A 19467-nucleotide genomic window follows, 5' to 3' on the forward strand; every position below is an offset into this window, starting at 1 on the left:
CAAGCCGCTGGCCTGGCAGTCCGGAGTCCCCGCCTCGGTGCACCCGGCGGGCAGGGGATCGCCGGTGGAGCTGAAGCTGAACGTGGTGGGCTGCCCGGCGGCCTTCGTGGGCGTTCCCGGGCTGCCCGCACCGCGCGCGTCGTATGCGCCGCTCATGAGATCCGCCGGCACTACCCGGACGGCTGCCTGTTCGTGGATGTGCCACACAGCATGCGAGGGCAGAAGTTCTCGCCACCGTCGTCGGCCATGCGGTGGAACTCGGCAAGGCAGACCATGCCTGTTGGACCGCCGAGATGCCGACTCGGCCGCGCCTACCTCAAGGCAGGCCGCGTCGCCGAGGAACACGAGCAGTGCCGGGCCGCGCAGGCGATCGAGAGGCGCGAGGACCGCACGTAACTCGTCACTGAGTCGGCTCATGGGGTGTCCCCGCGGAACGGATTCAGCACATATGAGCGCGGGAAACAACATGAACACGCGAGAACTACGGAGGGGTGTTTCGCCGGGCCAGACGCACTGAGTCCCACGTTTCCACAGGTCACAGCCCTGTCCAGGGAAAACTCCTAAAGCGGGTGTCGCAGGTTCGAATCCTGCCGGGGGCACACGACTAAGGGCCAGTTCAGAGGCATGATCCCCTCGAACTGGCCCTTTGCCGTGATCACGGCCGTGCCACACACGTGCCAGATGGCCCGCTATGAGTCCGCATCGCCCCGTTCCTTACGGACCATCGAGCCGAGCCGATCGGCGATCTCGCGGTCACGGCCGTTGACCATGTGCTGACAGATCAGCGCCGCGCGGGGTGTGCTGTGCCCCATCCTGGTCATCAGCTCACGCAGGCTCGCGCCTGACGCGGCGAGGGTGTTGCCCGTGTGGCGAAGATCGTGGAAGTGGGCATCAACCGTCACCCCGGCGTCCTTCCGGGCATTGATCCAGTCGTCACGGAAGTTACTGCGCCGCAGCCGACCGCCCTGAGGCCCGAGGAAGACATGCCCGTCACGACCACGCCCGGCGTAGGCGTCGAGATGCCGCTTCACGTCCGGCAGGAGTTCGGTCGGGAAGGCCACCGGCCGGACCCCGGCATCGGACTTCGGCGCCTTGTCGAAGAGAGCTCCCGTCTGCATTTCCGCCTGTGAGCGCCGGACCATCAGCGCCGCGTTGTCCGTGTCGACGTCGCGCCGGCGGAGCGATGCCAGCTCCCCGAACTGCAGGCCCGTGAAGGCCGCCAGGAGGACGAGCAGCCGGTAGCGCGCGGCGATCGAGTCGGCCACGGCGAAGACCTCGGCCACCGTGAGGACTGGACGTTCCGGCACGTCGTAGCGGTCGGCGCCCTTGATACGGCACGGGTTGCGCCGGATCAGCTCATCATCAACGGCCGTATTCAGGATCGCCCGCAGGATCTGATACGCCTTCACCACCGTCGGCTCACCGGTCCGCGTCAGGCACTCCGTACGCCAGGCCCGTACACGCGCCGTCGTGATCGAGGACAAGGGCCGCTCACCGAAGGTCGGCAGCAGGTGAAGCCTGATCACCGACTCGTGACGCTCCCGCGAACCGGTCGCCGGCCTGCGGTCTTTGACAGACGCCGTGGCGTACTCGCCGAAGTGGACTTTGCCCGCGTCGGGGTCGTGCCACTGACCACGGGTGATGTCCGCCTCGATGTGGGTCAGCGCGTGGAGGGCCTTGACGACGACGTCTGAGGCGTACACCCCGGCTGGACATGCCGGTCGGGGCACCCTTTGGCCTCGATTCGTCTGCGGCCTGACGCCTGTGGGTGATGTGGCGGTTTTGTTCGGATGATCGTAGGTGCGCCGGCAGACAGCGCCCGTAAACGAATGCACGAGGTTCATGCCGTTCTTGTCCGATGTAAGCCATAGGTTGTTGCGGGAAAAGAGGGGGAGAAGATGACTGACGCCCGCAGGGCACTCGTTCCGGTGTGGACGCTGGCGACCGGTGACGTCCGGGTACCCGCATTGGCCGGAGGCGAGCCGATGACGGCTGAGCGCCTGGCTGAACTGCGCGGTGTGCTGGCCGCCCTGGCCGACGCGCCGATTGCCACGCTCGAGGTGCATCCGCTGCCCGCCAAGCTCGACCGCAGCCGAGGTATCCCGCTCGATGCCGCGAGTCCCCTGGCGCAGCACCTGTCACAGTTCATCACGCAATCGACGCGAAGTTCCCTTACGGCGGCCAGGGCGACCGCTGCCGGCGAAAACCTGTATCGCATGGTGGTTCCGGCGAAGGTTGCCGCTCAGTTCGGTCAGGGCATGGTTCGTCCGATGGCGTCGAAAGCGGCGGCCGGTGGCATCCACAGCGCACTCATGAACTCGACCGGCATCGCCGCCAATGCGACGTTCGTGCCGGTCGGTAAAGCGGCGGCAGCAGGCGCAGTCGGCGGAGCCGGTGCGACAGCCGGCGTCGCGGCCGCCGGCAGCGCGGTGCTCACCGTGGCCGCGCCGCTCGTGCTCATGGCCGTAGCGGTGGGGGTGAGCGCGCATGCCGACTACAAGCGCCAGCAGGCTATCGAACACATCACAGAGCTGCTGGAGCAGCTGCACGAACAGAAGCTCGAAGAGGAGCACAGCGAACTCGACGGCTGCCGCGATGCCATCGACAAAGCCACCGCCATTCTGCTCGACCAGGGCAAACTCGGTATCTCGCTAGGACTGGACTCGGCGGTACATGCCATCAACACGGCTCTGGGCGCCGCTGACCGCCGCCTTGCCCGGTGGCAGACCGCACTCGACAAGCTGCCCGACGACAAGCCCGTCGAGATCAGCACGCTGACCAAGTCGTTCCCCGGCGTCGACGAGCACGGCGGCACGTTCCGCGCCCACCTCGAACTCGCCGCCTTGGCCATTGCGCTGAAGCGGCGGGTCGTCGTCCTGCAGGCTGTCGAGCATGCCCAGGACAACTCTGACAACTTGTTCGAGAACTTCACCCGCGAGCTCAAGCGCGACCAGCAGCGCCTCGACGAACTGGAGTCGAGCATCGCCGGTGTCCTGGTACGCCTGTCGGCGCTGGAGTTGGCGCGCCCAAACGGTTTGATGCCCGTCTTCACGACTAGCGAAGTCGATCGCTTGATGCGCGCGGCACACCGGATTCGCAAGCTGGGCGACGGCGTAATGGTCAACAGCCTTATGACAGACGTGGCGATTGAGATTGCCCGCAACAACGACGGCTCGGTGGTCGTGTTCCCTGCGCTGCCCATGCAAGCGTAGGCGCGCTCGCTTCGGCAAGGACGGCCCCGCGTTCCGATCCGCCATGGACGAGCTGCGTACCGTCAAGGACATGGCGACGGGCGGTGTCCGAGTGACGTGTAGGTGGAGTACGACCCCGGACGTGGGCCCAGCCGCCCGAGCGACTGAGCCCACGGGGGGGTACGAATGTACGGCTCGGATGGCCTGGTCGGCGGCCAGCCGGACGAGCCCGGCCCACGCGTTGGGGGCGACCGTCAGAACCGGTCGGGATCGGACCTTCGAGTCCCGGATGTGTACGGTTCCGGTGGCAGCGGCGACCTCGACACACTCCCCGCCCTGGCCACTGCTATGGCTGCTCTTGAACCAGGCTGACTCCGGCAGTCGATCTCCCTGACAGCCGACCTGTCGCTGTGCAGACGGCTGTCCCGCTGGACCTCAACGTAGGCCATCCTCCGCCCGTCGCGGTTCTCGATCAAGGTGAAGGGTCCGGCCAGACCGCAGTGCTCCGTGCGTTCGTTGGGCATGATCTGGACCTCCACGTTGTGGCGGTGCGCATGCAGCATGATCTGCTCAAGCTGTCCTTGCAATACCGCCCAACCACCGATGGGGCGTCGAAGTACCGACTCCTCGATCACGAAACTCAAGGTCGGCATCGGCCTGCGGGAGAAGGTCTCCTGTCGGGCAAGGCGGGCTGCGACCCGTTGCTCGGTAGTGTCCTCGTCAAGTAGCGGGCGCCGCATGGTGAACACGGCTCGCGCGTACTCGTCGGTTTGCAGCAGGCCGGGAACCGCCTGGGCCGCGTACACATGGAGGGCCACCGCCTCCGCATCCAACCGCGCCATGTCCCGGAAGAACGCCGGATACTGCGCCCGCCCCACCTCCTCCTTCAGCGCCTTGAGGACGCCCCCGGCGTCCAGCACTTCGTCCGCGCGGTCGATGAACCTGGGCGAGGGAATCCGTCGGCCCTGCTCGAAGGAGGCGATCGACTGGGCCGCGTAGCCATGAGCTTTCCGAACTCCACCCGGTCCAGGCCCGCCCGTAGCCGCAGCAGCTTCAACTGCCGCCCGAACGCCGTCACCACGCCCGACCCCGGCTCGTCCTCCGGCCTCGGCCCGGCGTCCTCCCGCTCGCCGTCGCCCTCGCCTCGCTCCACCGAATCCACCGACTCCATCGGCTTCACCGCCTCCCCGGCTCGGTTCCCCGGCCCAACACGCCCGCCCCGAGCCGGTCACGCCGCGCGCCTCGTACACCTCCCGCGCCGTCGCGTACAACCGTCACGCGACGGCGCGTCACCCCTGGTCACGCTACGCCACCACCGGGAGCGTCGGGGCATGAACAGTGAGACCGCATCCCCCGACCGCGTCCCCCGGCCCACCAGCCCCACAGGCCACTTCGCGATGCCGTTCAGCTCCACCCCGCGCAGCGGATGATCCGCCGCGGGGAGGGCCTGGACGACGACGTCTGATGCGTACGCCCCGGCTGGCTATGCTGGCCTGGCACCCTTGGGAGGACATCGTGAGCACACAGCCGGACCACGGCACGGAGCTGGTACCGCGCCCCGAACGTACCCCCGACGCCGTCCGCGTGGCGCTCGCCCGGATCGCCCCTCACCGCCTGGACGAGATGGAAAAGCACAAGGAAGAAGCGCTCGCCGCCGCCATCCGGACCAGCAAGATCGGGCACCTTCAGCACTGGCTGACCCACTGGGCCGCCCAGGTGGAGATCGAACGCCGGCCCGATCTCTCCGCACGCCGTAGCCGTGCTCTCGCCGCGATCCACGGCACGACCAGCAAGGACGACCCCGCATTCCGATCCGCCATGGACGAGCTGCGTGTCGTCGAGGAGGCGGCGACGCTGGCGGTGTCCGAGTGACGTGGAGGTGGGAGTACGACCCCAGCGAGGCGTACGTCATCGGCGGAGCACCGCCGGCGTTCGTCGCCGAGGTCGAGAAAAAGGCTGACGAGCTGGTGCGGGCAGCTGCGGCCTTCTACCTCGACGGAACACAGTACGAAGGGCTGGGCCCGAAGGGAGATACCGCACATGTCGACAGCGGATTCTTCGTCTACCTCATCGTTCCCCGGCATGAATGCGTGTACGTTCGCCAAGTGACCTGGATCTGATCCGACGGTCAACCCCCGGCTCTTCGGAGCGGGTGCGTTCTTCTGGCTCGGCTGACCGTGGAAGACCTGGGTGCCCAGCCGCCGGTTCGTGGCCGTGGGCGAGCACTCCGGCTCAGTCGTCGAATCCGGCCAGCAGAGACTCGATGTGGGTGCGGCCGGCCAGGCGGTTGCGGCTGGTGACCACGACGAGGCTGGCTCCGCTGCCGGGGAGCAGCGGCCGGACCTGGCTCACGGTGGCCGCGTTGTCCAGCAGGATCAGGACCCGACGGTCAGCGAGCAGTGAACGGTACATCCCCGCGGCATCGTCGACATCCTGGGGAATGTCGGCCGGGGCCACACCCAAGGCCCGAAGGAAGCGCTGCAGTGCGTGGCCTGCGGTGACCGGATCCCCGGGATCGGTTCGAACCACACCTTGGGATGCTCCTGCACCCCTGCCTGCCGGACGCGGCGACGCCCCGGGCAGAGTGCGAGTCAGATCCCGGGGCGCCGTTTCATCAAAGGAAAGAGACCGCCAGCCTAGGACGCGGTCCGGAGGCGGACAAGCGGTGCCCTTTCGGTGCTGGACGAGCATGGTGATGTCAGTGCGGGCGGATAACTTCCCACCATGGCTGACGCGTACACCACCCTGTGGACCAACGACCTCTGCAAGGCGCTCGTCGCCGGCGGCTTCGCGGGCGAACGGCTGAGCGTCCTCTTCGGCGGGCCGCATCACTCCCTGCCCAGCTTCACGCGAGCGGGGGTCAGGCCGGGGGATGTCATCTACCCGATCCGCGTGTTCCGCAAGCAGTTGTGGGTGCTCGGCAGCATGGAGGTCGGACGCCTGCTGGACTACGACACGGTCGGTGAACACCTGGCCATGGAGGACTACGTCCGGCTGATCCGATGGCGGCTGCTGAAGACCAGCTGCGTCAGTGAGGTCCTCGTCGGCCCACCCGGCACTCCGCTCGACTTCGGCCTGCCGGTCCCCGGGGATCTGCTGACCCGCCTCACCTACAGATCGCGGCGCAGCGAACGGCAGATCAAGCACGTCGTGGACGGAGAGCTGCGCAGAGCGGTGAGCGTGCACGGGATCTACCGCCTGGCGCCGGAGTCCGCCCACGAACTGCGCGCGCTCGTCAGCCAGGACTTCGCCCGCCTGTGACCGTCAACCGCGAGCGGGCCGTCCCGCCCAGCAAACGGCATTGACTGGTATAGGCATGGAGAGAAGCTTTCGTAGGCGCATGCAGGACACCTCGTGGTGCCTCCCGTGCCAGGAAGGGCCCCTGACAGCCTCGCCGCCAGTCCTCGCCGGAACGGATTCAGCACACATGGGGACGGGAAACCCCGTGAACACGTGAGAACTAGGGAGGGGTGTCTTCCCAGGCCACACACCCCACAGCCGACGTTTTCCCAGGTCACAGCCCCGCCCACATTCCTCGCCTGCCCGCAGCCGGGCCCTTCATGCTCACGCGTGCGGCGGACTTCGTGGACGATCTGTAACGCTCGCAAGATCAACACCGCACAGATGTGTTGACCTCATGGCGGCGGGCCTCACCCGTGCTACTTGAAACCCGCTTGCGCTGAAGAAAGTGACCCCCGGACGTGGGTCGGGCCGCCTGCCCTCCAGGGGGGAGGTACGCGGGCGGTCCTGCAGGGGTGGAGCCGTTTGCCCCCGGATGCGCGCGACGGACCTGCTCCCCGGCCGCGTAGAGCAGACGACGGATTCACCCACGGAGGGGACTGCACAGTGACAGCGCGTGCACTCAAGGGGGCACTGAGGGGTGCCAGGGGTACGGCGATCGCGGCAGCGGCGATGGCCGTGCTGACCGCGTCGCAGGCGCCGAGGGCGGTCTCGGCCGAGGCCGTGGAGCCCGCGCGTAGGGCGGCACCCGCCGAGCACGGCCTCAGCGTGTCCGGCGACGCCCCGTACCGCACCGGCCTTCCCCCGCTGCGGACGCGGAAGAAGGGCCCGGCACACGGAGTGTCGGGCGGCGGCGCCCTGCCCGCGACCATGTTCGCCGCGTACCGGCGTGCCGAGGAGGAGCTGGCGCGCAGCGCGCCACTCTGCCGGCTGCGCTGGCAGCTGCCGGCCGCGATCGGACAGGTGGAGTCCGGGCAGGCACGGGGCGGCCGGGTGACCCGGGACGGGACGACCGTGACGCCCATCCTCGGCCCGCGGCTGACCGGCGGCGCCTTCGCCGTCGTGGCGGACACCGACGGCGGTGCGTACGACGGGGACACGGTGTACGACCGCGCGGTCGGCCCGATGCAGTTCATCCCGTCCACCTGGGCCCGCTGGGCAGCGGACGGCAACGGCGACGGACGCGCGGACCCGAACAACGTCTACGATGCGGCGCTCGCCGCCGGCCGCTACCTGTGCGCGGGCGGCCGGGACCTGTCGAACCCCGCCGACCTGGACCGGGCGATCCTGGGCTACAACCACTCCGACGCCTATCTGCGCACCGTCAAGGCGTGGTACGCGTACTACCTGACCGGACACCGCGTGGTGCCGGACGCGTCCGACGGTTCCCGGTCGGACCGGCCGAAGCCCGCCCGCCCGAAGAGGCCGAAGCCGTCGGACCATCGGGAGCCGGGCCCTGGTCCTTCGCACACGCCGTCGCCCCCGCCCACCTCGCCCTCCCCGAGCCCGTCCCCCAAGGCCGGCGTCCCGAAGGAGTCCGGGCCGCCGCTGGTTCCCGTCCCCGAACCGACCCTCACGTTGCCCGACTTCGGTGTGCTGCCCGACGCGGGTCCGCTGACCACCGGCAACGGCGGGAACACGATGGACGTCTCCCCCTCCACAAATGCCCCTACCCGGCGGTAATGTCGCCACCCGCCGGAAGCACAGGACCGGCGGGTGAGTGCGAAGGGGCCCTCATGGCGACGGACATTCCTGCGGACACAGCGGCCGACGACGAGCGCTGGCAGCGCATGTGGAGCCATCGCGAGCAGCTGCTCAAGGTGGCCCGGCGGCGATCCATGAGCCGGGAGGACGCCGAGGACGCCGTTCACGAGGCGATGCTGCGGGCCGCGGAGCGCCCGGACCTCGACGACGAGCGGCTCGGCGCCTGGCTGACGACGGTGACGATACGGCTGTGCGTCGACCGGCACCGGCAGGTCAACCGCGAGGCCGAGGTGGGCAGCCGCCGCACACTCGTCGCGCCGGGCCCGGTACCCGTCGAGGAGGCGGTGTGCGACCGGGCCGAGGCGAAGTGGCTCGCCGTGCGCAGCGGTGAGCTGCCCGCCCGGCAGGCGGAGGCGCTGCGGCTGAAGTCGGAGGACCTGGACGTCGGCCAGGTCGCCGTGCGCATGGGGCTGAGCTACCGGACCGTCGAGTCCCTGCTGGCCCGCGCCCGGCGAACGCTGCGCGCCTCGCTGGCCGGGACGTTCGGGCTCGTGCTGTTCCTGCTGGGACGCGGCCGGCCGCGCGCGGGCGGCAAGGCGCACACGGTGGCCGTGGCCTCGACGGCGGCGACGCTGGTGGTGACGGGCTTCGCGCTGCCGTACGCGCTGGACGGCGGCGGGAAGGGCCCGGCGCCCCGGCCGGCGGTGTCCACCGGTGCCGGGGCGATCCGGTCGGACAGCACGGCCCGGGCGTGGGTCCCGGGGACGCCAGAAGCCGCACGCAAGCCGACGGGCCGCGCGCACCGGCCAGCCGCGTCCACTGCCGGCGGGTCGTCGGCGAAGATGTCCGTGCCACCCCTGCCGGCCGTCCTGCCCGCCTCGCTTCCGAGCCTGTCGGCTCCCGCGGTGCCGCGGGTTCCGGACCTGCCGGTTGTGTCGGCCGTCCCCGCACCGCCGTCGGTCCCGCCGGTCCCGGCCCCTGACGCCGTACCGTCCGCCCCGCTCTCCGTACCCACCCCGAGTACGCCTCGCGTGAAGCTGCCGTAGGGCCCGCGAACCCGTCCGAAAAAATCCGGGTCCGCCGCGACGGACGCCCCGCCCCTCCCCGTAGAGCAGTCGTCGGAGCTACTCACGGGCGAGGGCACGGGCGAAGGGCGGGACCGGATGGGTGTCGAGATCTGTGTGGAAGGGCTGACCAAGTCCTTCGGTCACCAGGTCATCTGGCAGGACGTGTCACTGACGCTGCCCGCCGGGGAGGTCTCGGTCATGCTCGGCCCCTCCGGGACGGGCAAGTCGGTGTTCCTCAAGACGCTCGTCGGCCTGCTCAAGCCGGACCGCGGCTCGGTCACGGTGGCCGGGCGGGACATCACCAGGCTGCGTGAGCACGATCTGTACGAGGTGCGGAAGTTGTTCGGCGTGCTGTTCCAGGACGGCGCGCTGTTCGGCTCGATGAATTTGTACGACAACATCGCCTTCCCCCTGCGCGAGCACACCCGCAAGTCGGAGAGCGAGATCCGGCGGATCGTGCTCGAGAAGATGGACATGGTCGGGCTGCTCGGCGCCGAGGCCAAGCTGCCCGGCGAGATCTCCGGCGGTATGCGCAAACGCGCCGGGCTTGCCCGGGCGCTGGTCCTGGACCCGGAGATCATCCTCTTCGACGAGCCGGACTCCGGCCTCGACCCGGTGCGTGTGGCCTACCTCAACCAGCTCATCGTCGACCTCAACGCGCAGATCGACGCGACCTTCCTCATCGTCACCCACGACATCGCCTCCGCCCGCCAGGTCCCCGACAACATCGGGCTGCTGTTCCGGCGCGAGCTGGTGATGTTCGGGCCTCGCGAACAGCTGCTGACCAGCGACGAGCCGGTCGTCCGCCAGTTCCTGAACGGCCGGATGCAGGGGCCGATCGGCATGGCGGAGGAGAAGGACGCGGCCCAGGTCGAACAGGAACTCGCCCAGATCCAGGAACCCACCAGGACTCCCGGCAGCAGGCCTCTGACCCCCCGCCTGCTGCCGGGCCCCGGCATCACCCGACCGCCCCGCTGGGAGGCGATCGCGGCACGAGAGGCCGAGTTGCAGCGGAAGGAGGTGGCCGACGCATGAGCCTGTCCCCCACCGGTGCGCTACGGCACTCTGGCAACCTGTTCGCGATGGCCCTGGACGTCGTCCGGACCCTGCCCCGACGGCCTTTCCAGGCAAGAGAGTTCATCCAGCAGGCGTGGTTCGTCGCGAGTGTCACGATCCTGCCCACCGCCCTCGTGTCCATCCCCTTCGGCGCGGTCATCGCGCTCCAGATCGGCAGCCTGACCCGGCAGCTCGGCGCCCAGTCCTTCTCCGGGGCCGCGTCCGTGCTCGCGGTGCTGCGCGAGGCCTCGCCGATCGTCACGGCCCTGCTGATCGCGGGCGCGGGAGGCACGGCGATCTGCGCGGACCTCGGGGCGCGCAAGATCCGGGACGAGATCGACGCGATGCAGGTGCTCGGCATCGACCCGATCCACCGGCTGGTGGTGCCGCGCGTGCTGGCCTCGATGGTGGTGGCCGTGCTGCTCAACGGTCTGGTGTCTGTCGTCGGCGTCGCGGGCGGCTACTTCTTCAACGTCATCCTGCAGAACGGCACGCCAGGCGCCTACCTGGCCTCCTTCACCACCCTCGCCCAGCTGGACGACCTGTGGGCGGCCGAGCTGAAGGCGCTGGTGTTCGGGGCGATCGCCGCGATCGTCGCCTCCTACAAGGGGCTGACCGCGCAGGGCGGGCCGAAGGGCGTGGGCGACGCGGTCAACCAGTCGGTTGTGATCACCTTCATGTTGCTGTTCGTGACCAACTTCGTGATGACCGCGGTGTACTTCCAGGTCGTCCCGCAGAGGGGTTAGCCAATGCGACTTCTCAGCCGTCCACTGGACGCTCTCGAAGAGCTCGGCTCCCAGCTCTCCTTCTACGGGCGCTCACTGGCCTGGACGGGCCGCACCGTGCGCCGCTACAAGAAGGAGATCCTGCGGCTGCTCGCCGAGGTGAGCTTCGGCCGAGGCGCCCTCGCCGTCGTCGGCGGCACGGTCGGCGTGATCGCCTTCCTCTCCTTCTTCACCGGTACCGAGGTCGGCCTCCAGGGCTACGCGGCCCTCAACCAGCTCGGCACCTCCAACTTCGTCGCGTTCCTGTCGGCGTACTTCAACACCCGGGAGATCGCCCCGCTGGTGGCCGGACTCGCCCTGTCCGCGACAGTCGGCGCCGGGTTCACCGCGCAGCTCGGTGCGATGCGGATCAGCGAGGAGACCGACGCGCTGGAGGTGATGGGCGTCCCGTCGCTGCCGTTCCTGGTGACGACGCGGATGATCGCCGGCTTCGTCGCGGTGATCCCGCTGTACGTGATCGGGCTTTTGTCCTCGTACCTCGCCGCCCGCACCATCACGACCGGTTACTACGGGCAGTCGACGGGCACGTACGACCACTACTTCCACCAGTACCTGCCACCGGTCGACGTCTTCTGGTCCTTCGGCAAGGTGATCGTCTTCGCCGTCCTGATCATCCTGGTGCACTGCTACTACGGCTACCACGCGAGCGGCGGCCCAGCGGGCGTCGGCGTCGCGGTCGGCCGTGCGGTGCGGACCTCGATCGTCGCCATCAACGTCCTGGACTTCTTCCTGAGCCTCGCGATCTGGGGCGCCACCACAACCGTACGAATCGCGGGGTGAGGCCGATGAGAGCACTGAGACTCAGGTTGTACGGCGTCGCGTTCATCGCCGTGCTCGCGCTGCTGCTGTCGCTCGCCGTGGCCGTCTACGAGCAGGCGTTCACGCCGGTCGTGCGCATCACGCTGCAGGCCGACACGCTCGGCAACCAGCTCGAGTCGCGCGCCGACGTCAAGCTGCGCGGGCTGCTGGTCGGCGAGGTTCGGGCAACGCACGCGGACGGGACGAAGGCCACGCTCGACATCGCGCTCAAGCCGGAGTACGTCCCGTACATCCCCTCGGACGTACACGCGCGGTTGCTGCCCAAGACACTCTTCGGCGAGAAGTACGTCGATCTCGTGCCGCCCGCCGGGTCGGCGGCCCGGCCCATCCGCGCCGGGGACGTCATCACGCAGGACCGCACCACGGTCGGCATCGAGGTACAGCAGCTGATGAACGACCTGCTGCCGCTGCTGCGGACGGTCCAGCCGGGCGAACTCAACGCCACGCTCTCGGCGTTCGCCACCGCTCTGGAGGGCCGCGGCGACCGGATCGGCGACAACCTCACACGGGTCGAGGGCTATCTGCGCCGCCTCAACCCGCACCTGCCCTCCCTCGAGGAGGACATCACACGGTTCGCGGACGTCGCCGAGGTGTACGGCGACGCCGCACCCGACCTGATGCGGATCCTGCGCAACACGGTCACCACCAGCCGAACGATCGTCGAGAAGAGGGACCGGTTGGCCTCGGCTCTGCGCGCGACCGCCTCCGTGGCGGGCACGGCGAACGACTTCCTGTCCGAGAACGGCGACCGGCTGATCACCCTGGGCCGGGTCGCCCGCCCCACGCTGGAGCTGTTCGCCCGCTACTCCCCCGAGTACCCCTGTCTGTTCCAGGGCCTGGTCCGGCAGGAGAAGGCGTCGGAGGACGCGTTCCGGGGCGGCGAGATGCGGATCACCCTCGAGGTCGTCCGGCCGCAGGGGGCGTACCGGCCCGGTGAGGAGCCGGTGTACGGCGAACGGTCCGGCCCGAACTGCCGCGGCCTGCCGCATCCGCAGGTGCCCGGGCCGAAGCCCCACCTCGACGACGGTACGTCGGCCGGAGGTTCCGGCGGCGCACTCCCCGGAGGTGTCGACGTGTCCGCCACCCGGGCCGAGCAGCGGGCCGTCGGCTCGCTCGTGGCCCCCGTCATGGGCGTCCCCGCGGACCAGGTGCCGCCCGTGGCGACCCTGCTGTTCGGGCCGCTCGCGCGCGGAACAGCGGTGAGTGTCGCATGAGCAGGTCAGGAGCCCGGCAGACCGCCGCCCCGCTGGTCAAGTTCAGCCTCTTCGCGCTGGTCACGATCGCGGCGACGGCGCTGCTCGCCGCCACCATCGTCAACGTCTCCTTCACCCCCGAGGACACCTATCACGCGGTGTTCACCGACGTCACCGGGCTGGAGACCGGCGACGACATCCGGGTGGCCGGAGTGCGGGTGGGAGAGGTCGACGGCATCCGGATCAAGGACCGGACCCTGGCGGAGGTCACGTTCACCGTCAGCGCGGACCGGCCGCTGCTCGCCGGGACCCACGCGGTCGTCCGCTACCGCAACCTGGTCGGGCAGCGGTACATCGCGCTCACCGAGGGCACGGGTGACGTCACCGCCCGGCTGCGGCCGGGCGGCACGATCCCGCTGTCCCGGACCCAGCCGGCGCTGGACCTCAACGCGCTGCTGAACGGCTTCAAGCCGCTGTTCGCCGCGCTCAGCCCGAGCGACGTCAACCAGCTCGCCACCGAGATCGTCCAGACCCTGCAGGGCGAGGGCGGCACGGTGAACAGCCTGCTCGCGCACACCGCCTCGCTCACCAGCACCCTCGCCGACCGCGACAAGCTGATCGGATCGGTGATCGACAACCTCAACACCGTCCTGGAGACGCTCGACAACCGCGGCTCCCGCTTCTCCGGGCTGCTCACGCAGCTGCGCCGGGTGGTCTCGGGGCTGGCCGCCGACCGCAGGCCCATCGGGGAGTCGCTGGTGAGCATCGGCGACCTCACGGACGTCACGTCGGGGCTGCTGAAGGACGCGCGTCCACCGCTGAAGGACGACATCGCCGGGCTCGGCGATCTCACCGGAACGCTGAACAGGAACGAGAACACCGTGGAGGGCGTCCTGAAGCGGCTGCCGAACAAGCTCGACAAGCTGACCGGGACGGCGTCCTACGGCTCCTGGTTCAACTTCTACCTCTGCGACTTCGACGGCCGGATCGTGCTGCCGAAGACCAAGCAGTTGATCAGCCCGGAGCTGCACGTGGCGCAGGCGAGGTGTGGCGGATGAGCATGCGCAACAGGCGGCGCAATGTCCGCCGCCCCGAGCCGCTGGTGAAGGTACGCGTCCTCCCGCCGAAACTGCCGAAACTCCCCAGGCTGCTGCCCAGACGCAAACCCCGCCCCGAACCCCTCGTGAAAGTACGCGTCCTCCCGCCGAAACTGCCCAGGTTCCGGCTCAAGCGACCACGCCTGAAGCTCTTCCGCGTGGGGGCACCTCCCACGCCTTTCGGGCAGTGGGGGAGCAATCCGGTCGTCGTCGGCGCCGTCGGCCTCACCGTCTTCGCGCTGCTCACCGTCGCCGCCTTCAACGCCGACAGCCTGCCGCTGATCGGCGGCGGCGACACCTACAGCGCGGCCTTCTCCGAGGCCGGCGGGCTCAAGCCGGGCGACGAGGTACGGATCGCCGGGGTCAAGGTCGGGAAGGTCGAGGGCGTCGACCTGGACGGCGACCACGTCAAGGTGACCTTCAAAGTGAAGGGCCGTCCGGCGTTCGGTACCGACACGGGTGCGTCGATCCGTGTCAAGACGATCCTCGGCGCGAAGTACTTGGCCCTGTACCCGAAGGGGCCCGGCCAGTTGAAGCCGGGCCGCGAGATCCCGCTCCGGCGGACCGTGTCGGCGTACGACGTCGTCCAGGCCTTCAGCGACCTGACGACCACCGCCGAGGAGATCGACACGGACCGGCTCGCCAAGGCGCTGGACACGATCTCCGTCACCTTCCAGGACTCCCCCGAGGAGGTGCGGGCGTCGGTCAAGGGGCTGTCGCGGATCTCCCGGACCGTCGCCGCCCGTGACAAGGCGCTGCGCGGGCTCCTCGACCATGCGAACGGAGTCACCGAGGTGCTGGCCGGTCACACGAAGGACTTCTCCGCACTGGTGAAGGACGGTGACGCCCTGTTCAAGGAGATCGACAAGCGGCGCACGGCGATCCACAAGCTGCTCAAGAGCTCCGCGCTGCTCGGCATCGAGCTGTCCGGCCTGGTCGACGACAACAGCAAGGAGATCGGGCCCGCACTCAAGAACCTCAACACCTTCGTGACGATGCTCGAACGCAACCAGGCAAGCCTCGACCGCAGCGTCCGACTGCTCGCCCCGTACGTACGGCTCTTCACCAACACCCTCGGCAACGGCCGCTGGTTCGACTCCTACATCCAGAACCTGGTCGCCGCCCCGGTCGCGCCACGGACGGGAGGCACTCGATGACCCGCAGACTCCTGGCCCTGTTCACCGCGCTCGCGATCGTCGTCGGCCTCGCCGTCGTCCTCTGGCCGGGCCCCGGCCCCGTCCGCGTCACGGCGTACTTCCCGCGCACCGTCGGCATCTACCCCGGCTCCGACGTCCGTGTCCTCGGCGTCCGCATCGGCGAGGTCAGGGAGATCACGCCGGAGGGCGACCGGGTACGGGTGGAGCTGGAATACGACCGGGGCCGCAAAGTCCCCGCCGACGCCCAGGCCGCCATCGTCAACTCCTCCGTGGTCAGCGACCGTTACGTGCAGCTGCTGCCGGTGTACCGCAAGGGCGCGGTGCTGCGGGACGGAGACGTCATCCCCGAGTCCCGTACGGCCGTCCCCGTCGAGCTGGACCGGATCTTCGACAGCCTGCACACCACCGCCGAGGCGCTCGGCCCGAACGGTGCCAACAAGAAGGGCTCGCTGTCCCAGCTGCTCGGGGTGAGCGCCGACAACCTCCAGGGGCAGGGCGAGAAGCTCCACCAGACGGTGGAGGACCTGTCCCAGGCGGTCACCACGCTGTCCGGCGGACGCGGCGACCTGTTCGGGACCGTGCGGAACCTTCAGGTGTTCACGGCCGCACTCGCGGCGGACGACACCAGCGTGCGGTCGTTCAACACCGACCTCGCCGACGTGGCCGGGCAACTCGCCGGGGAGCGCAAGGATCTCGCGGCCGCGCTCAAGTACCTTGCCGCCGCACTCGGCGACGTGTCCGGCTTCGTGAAGGGCAACAAAAAGGCGCTGACCTCGAACGTGCGGGGCCTGGCCAAGGTCACCAAGGTCCTCGTCAGCCAACGGGACGCTCTGGAGGAGCTGTTGACCGTCGCCCCCACGGGCCTGTCGAACCTGCAGAACGCCTACGACCCTGCCGCCGGCACCCTCGACACCCGCAACAACGCGCAGACCCCGCAGGATCCGTCATCCCTTCTCTGCTCGATCCTGAAGACGACCGGCGACGACCACGACAACTGTGCCGGGCTGAAGAAGCTTCTCGACTCCCTGCCCGAGGTTCCGTCGGCCCCGGCGTCGACGGGCACGGTCGACAAGACCCTCGGCGGAATTCTGGGGGCACCGGCATGAGCGTGCAGCGCAAGGGGCGGGTGGCCGCCTGGACGGCGATCGGCTCGCTGCTGCTGACCGGCTGCGAGTTCAACGGCTGGTACGACGTTCCGCTCCCCGGCGGCGCCGCCTCGGACGGTCACGCCTACCACGTCACCGTCGACTTCCGGGACGTCCTGGACCTGGTGCCGCAGTCGGCGGTCAAGGTCGACAACGTCACCGTCGGCACGGTCGAGAAGGTGGAACTGGACGGCTGGCACGCCCGCGTGCGGCTCAGAATCGCCGACTCGGTGAAGCTGCCGGGCAACGCCGTCGCCGATCTGAGGCAGACCAGCATGCTCGGCGAGAAGTACGTCGCCCTGTCCCCGCCGGCCGGCACACGGCCCGTCGGACGGCTCCGCGACGGCGACCGCATCCCGCTGTCCCGCAGCGGCCGCAACCCGGAGGTCGAGGAGGTGCTGTCGGCCCTGTCCGCGCTGCTCAACGGCGGCGGGGTGGCCCAGCTCAAGACGATCACCGTCGAGTTGAACAAGGCCCTCAGCGGCCGCGAGGACCGGGTCAGGTCCCTGCTGAAGCAGCTCGACACGTTCCTCGGCGGCCTCGACGACCAGCGGGCGGAGATCGTGCGCGCGCTCAAGGGCGTCGACCGGCTGGCGAAGCGGCTGAAGAACGAGAAGAAGACGATCGCCCTGGCCGTCGACACCATGCCGCCCGCTCTGAAGGCCCTCGCCGACCAGCGCAAGGACCTGACGAAGATGCTCACCGCCCTGTCAGCACTCGGCAAGACCGGCACCAGGGTGGTGAACGCCTCCCACGACGACACCGTCGCTGACCTGAAGAAGCTCCAGCCCATCCTGCAGGAGCTGAACAGGGCGGGCGACGACCTGCCCGACTCCCTTGAGCTCCTGACCACTTACCCGTTCCCGCGCAACGCGACGGACGCCGTCAAGGGCGACTACGTCAACCTGAAGATCACTGCCGACCTCGACCTGGCGGACCTGTACGGCAACGTCACCGGCAAGCCGGGCAACGGCGGGAAGTCCCCGGCCCCCGGGACCCCGCACCTTCCCGGCGTCCCCACTCCCATCCCTCTCCCGTCCGTCCCGTCCCTGCCGGGCACCCCGTCCGTGCCCTCCGTGCCCTCCGTGCCCTCCGCGCCCGCCGTGCCCTCGACGCCCTCCGACGGCAGCACCCTGCTGTGCCCGCCGGTCTGCACCGCTGCCTACGGCTCCAAGGGCGGCTCGCGTCGCCTCCCGCCGGGGGTCGATCTCGGCCTCGCCGAGCTGATGCTGAAGGGGATACTGCCGTGATCACACGTACGGTCAGGGCCCAGCTGCTCGCCTTCGCGACCGTCACCGCCCTCGGGGTGTCGTACGTCGGCGCCCGGTACACGGGCCTGGTGGACGACGTCCTGCACCGCGGCTACACCGTGCGCGCCGACTTCGCCGAATCCGGGGGCGTCTTCCCCGGCGCCGAGGTCACCTACCGGGGGGTGCCGGTGGGCCGCGTGGGCGATCTGCGGCTGACCGGGTCCGGGATCTCGGTGGCGCTGAAGATCGAGGACGGCGCCCCGAGGATCCCGGCCGACACGCTCGCGGTGATCGCCGACCGTTCGGCGGTGGGCGAGCAGTACGTCGACCTCCAGCCACGGCGGTCGGGCGGGCCGTACCTCATGGACGGCAGTCCGATCCCGCGCAGCCGCACCCGGACCCCGCTGCCGGTCACCGACCTGGTCCTCAGCCTCGACCGGCTGGTCAACTCGGTCGGCAAGGACGATCTGCGGGTCACCGTGGACGAGCTGGGCAAGGCGTTCGCCGGCACCGGACCGAACCTGAGCCGACTGGTGGACTCCGGCGACGCGCTGGTGGAGTCGGCATCCGATTCGCTCCCCCAGACGGTCTCGCTGATCGAGGACTCGCGGAAGGTGCTCAAGACACAGGCCGACGAGGGCTCGGCCATCAAGTCGTTCTCCCGCGACCTGGCCACGCTCACCGAGCAGCTGAAGTCGAGCGACGGCGATCTGCGCAGGCTTATCGGCAACACCGCGCCCGCCGCCCAGCAGTTGGACTCCCTGCTGAAGTCCACCCGGCCGCACGTGCCGATCCTGCTGGCCAACCTCATCAGCGGCGGCCAGATCACCGTGGCCCGGCTGCCCGGCGTCGAACAGGCCCTGGTCACACTCCCGCTCAATGTCGCGGGCAGCTACACGGTCATCCCCGGTGACGGCACCACCCACTTCGGGCTGACCGTGAACGCCGACGACCCTCCCGCATGTACCCAGGGCTACGGCACCCAGCGGCGCGACCCCGCCGACACCGGCACGCGCCCGGCGAACACCGACGCGCGCTGCACGGTACCGCGCGGCAGCAAGACCTCGGTGCGCGGAGCGCAGAACGCGCCCGGCGCGACGACCGGTCGGTACGGCGCCGACCAGGCCGCGTTCGTGGCCCCGTACGACCCGGAGACCGGCACCGTGACCGGCCCGGACGGAACGCCCTTCGAGATCGGCTCGACGGGCGGGGAACAGACCGTGTTCGGAAAGGAGTCGTGGCAATGGCTGCTCGTGGGACCGATGGCGTGAGAGGCGGACGCATGAGGCTGCTGTCGGCGGGGCTCGTCGCCGCGACCGTGCTGACGACCGTGCTGTGTGTCTGGCTGGGCCTGAAGCTGTCCGACCAGCGCGCGGCGGAACAGCGCCGTCAGGACATCCTGGCGGCGGCCCGCCAGTCGGCACTGAGGTTCACCTCGCTCGACTACCGGCACTACGACCGGGACAGCGGCAATGTGCTGAAGGGCGCCACCGGCGAGTTCAAGAAGGAGTTCGCCGCGCAGACCGCACAGCTGACGAAGCTGGTTGCGCAGAACAAGTCGGTGTCCGAGGGGCAGGTCCTGGAAGCGGGCATCGTGCGGTCCGACGCGCGCTCGGCCCGGGTCCTGGTCGTGGCCGACAGCAAGGTGACCAACACCGCCGCGCCCGAGGGCCAGGCGCGCACCTACCGGCTCCAGCTCGACCTCGCGCGCGTGGCCGGCCGCTGGCTGACCTCCGACGTCGCGTTCGTGGGTTGACCCACCC

At 69.6% G+C, this 19467-nt stretch carries 17 protein-coding genes and 3 pseudogenes; 16 read left to right on the forward strand and 4 right to left on the reverse strand.

Annotated elements, in window-relative coordinates; genetic code table 11:
- Positions 1 to 689 precede the first annotated feature (689 nt).
- Complete coding sequence (locus ACZ7OO_RS19325) at positions 690 to 1844, reverse strand: tyrosine-type recombinase/integrase (RefSeq protein WP_471505977.1); 1155 nt, start codon at positions 1842 to 1844, stop codon at positions 690 to 692.
- Between the two features lie 54 nt (positions 1845 to 1898).
- Between ACZ7OO_RS19325 and ACZ7OO_RS19330 the strand changes: the two genes are divergently transcribed.
- Complete coding sequence (locus ACZ7OO_RS19330) at positions 1899 to 3212, forward strand: hypothetical protein (protein ID WP_471505978.1); 1314 nt, start codon at positions 1899 to 1901, stop codon at positions 3210 to 3212.
- Positions 3213 to 3470: 258 nt separating this feature from the next.
- Here the strand turns inward: ACZ7OO_RS19330 and ACZ7OO_RS19335 are convergent.
- Both ACZ7OO_RS19335 and ACZ7OO_RS19340 read right to left on the reverse strand, forming a co-directional pair.
- Positions 3471 to 3572: pseudogene (locus tag ACZ7OO_RS19335) on the reverse strand (DUF397 domain-containing protein); the annotation flags it as partial.
- Positions 3572 to 4362 (reverse strand): annotated as a pseudogene (locus ACZ7OO_RS19340) (helix-turn-helix domain-containing protein); the annotation flags it as partial. The pseudogenes ACZ7OO_RS19335 and ACZ7OO_RS19340, both read right to left, overlap by 1 nt.
- A 344-nt stretch (positions 4363 to 4706) precedes the next feature.
- Here ACZ7OO_RS19340 and ACZ7OO_RS19345 point away from each other — a divergent pair.
- Positions 4707 to 5063, forward strand: a complete 357-nt coding sequence (locus ACZ7OO_RS19345) for a hypothetical protein (protein ID WP_471505979.1) — start codon at positions 4707 to 4709, stop codon at positions 5061 to 5063.
- Positions 5060 to 5311, forward strand: a complete 252-nt coding sequence (locus tag ACZ7OO_RS19350; protein ID WP_469101381.1) for a hypothetical protein — start codon at positions 5060 to 5062, stop codon at positions 5309 to 5311. Before ACZ7OO_RS19345 ends, ACZ7OO_RS19350 begins: the two co-directional genes overlap by 4 nt.
- Positions 5312 to 5465: 154 nt before the next feature.
- On the opposite strand, the pseudogene ACZ7OO_RS19355 reads toward ACZ7OO_RS19350, so the two are convergent.
- Positions 5466 to 5708: pseudogene (locus ACZ7OO_RS19355) on the reverse strand (tetratricopeptide repeat protein); the annotation flags it as partial.
- Between the two features lie 207 nt (positions 5709 to 5915).
- On the opposite strand from ACZ7OO_RS19355, the gene ACZ7OO_RS19360 reads away from it, so the two are divergent.
- The 13 genes from ACZ7OO_RS19360 (at position 5916) to ACZ7OO_RS19420 (ending at position 19460) form a co-directional block, all read left to right on the forward strand.
- Entirely contained in the window at positions 5916 to 6452 is a 537-nt protein-coding gene (locus ACZ7OO_RS19360) for a hypothetical protein (protein WP_471505980.1), read from the forward strand.
- A 585-nt stretch (positions 6453 to 7037) separates the two neighbouring features.
- Positions 7038 to 8114, forward strand: coding sequence for a lytic transglycosylase domain-containing protein (locus ACZ7OO_RS19365; RefSeq protein ID WP_471505981.1), 1077 nt, complete (start codon positions 7038 to 7040; stop codon positions 8112 to 8114).
- Between the two features lie 53 nt (positions 8115 to 8167).
- Entirely contained in the window at positions 8168 to 9181 is a 1014-nt protein-coding gene (locus ACZ7OO_RS19370) for an RNA polymerase sigma factor (protein WP_471505982.1), read from the forward strand.
- 117 nt (positions 9182 to 9298) lie between these two features.
- Entirely contained in the window at positions 9299 to 10237 is a 939-nt protein-coding gene (locus tag ACZ7OO_RS19375) for an ABC transporter ATP-binding protein (protein WP_471505983.1), read from the forward strand.
- Positions 10234 to 11004 (forward strand): MlaE family ABC transporter permease, encoded by a 771-nt coding sequence (locus tag ACZ7OO_RS19380; RefSeq protein ID WP_093498029.1) that lies wholly within the window; start codon positions 10234 to 10236, stop codon positions 11002 to 11004. Before ACZ7OO_RS19375 ends, ACZ7OO_RS19380 begins: the two co-directional genes overlap by 4 nt.
- A 3-nt stretch (positions 11005 to 11007) precedes the next feature.
- Positions 11008 to 11823 carry an MlaE family ABC transporter permease gene (locus ACZ7OO_RS19385; protein WP_123976319.1) on the forward strand — a complete coding sequence of 272 codons (816 nt, stop codon included), beginning with the start codon at positions 11008 to 11010 and terminating at the stop codon, positions 11821 to 11823.
- Between the two features lie 5 nt (positions 11824 to 11828).
- Positions 11829 to 13076, forward strand: a complete 1248-nt coding sequence (locus tag ACZ7OO_RS19390) for an MCE family protein (RefSeq protein WP_471505984.1) — start codon at positions 11829 to 11831, stop codon at positions 13074 to 13076.
- A complete protein-coding gene (locus ACZ7OO_RS19395) occupies positions 13073 to 14113 on the forward strand; it encodes an MCE family protein (protein ID WP_471505985.1) in 1041 nt (346 codons plus the stop codon). Before ACZ7OO_RS19390 ends, ACZ7OO_RS19395 begins: the two co-directional genes overlap by 4 nt.
- A complete protein-coding gene (locus ACZ7OO_RS19400) occupies positions 14110 to 15309 on the forward strand; it encodes an MCE family protein (protein ID WP_471505986.1) in 1200 nt (399 codons plus the stop codon). The genes ACZ7OO_RS19395 and ACZ7OO_RS19400 overlap by 4 nt, the downstream gene beginning before the upstream one ends.
- Positions 15306 to 16415: an MCE family protein gene (locus ACZ7OO_RS19405; RefSeq protein WP_471505987.1), complete on the forward strand. Its 1110-nt coding sequence runs from the start codon at positions 15306 to 15308 to the stop codon at positions 16413 to 16415. The genes ACZ7OO_RS19400 and ACZ7OO_RS19405 overlap by 4 nt, the downstream gene beginning before the upstream one ends.
- Complete coding sequence (locus tag ACZ7OO_RS19410) at positions 16412 to 17704, forward strand: MCE family protein (RefSeq protein ID WP_471505988.1); 1293 nt, start codon at positions 16412 to 16414, stop codon at positions 17702 to 17704. Before ACZ7OO_RS19405 ends, ACZ7OO_RS19410 begins: the two co-directional genes overlap by 4 nt.
- Entirely contained in the window at positions 17701 to 18975 is a 1275-nt protein-coding gene (locus ACZ7OO_RS19415; RefSeq protein WP_471505989.1) for an MCE family protein, read from the forward strand. Before ACZ7OO_RS19410 ends, ACZ7OO_RS19415 begins: the two co-directional genes overlap by 4 nt.
- Before the next feature lie 11 nt (positions 18976 to 18986).
- Complete coding sequence (locus tag ACZ7OO_RS19420; protein WP_471505990.1) at positions 18987 to 19460, forward strand: hypothetical protein; 474 nt, start codon at positions 18987 to 18989, stop codon at positions 19458 to 19460.
- Positions 19461 to 19467: the final 7 nt, after the last annotated feature.

Source organism: Streptomyces sp. NPDC111744, from assembly GCF_055634995.1.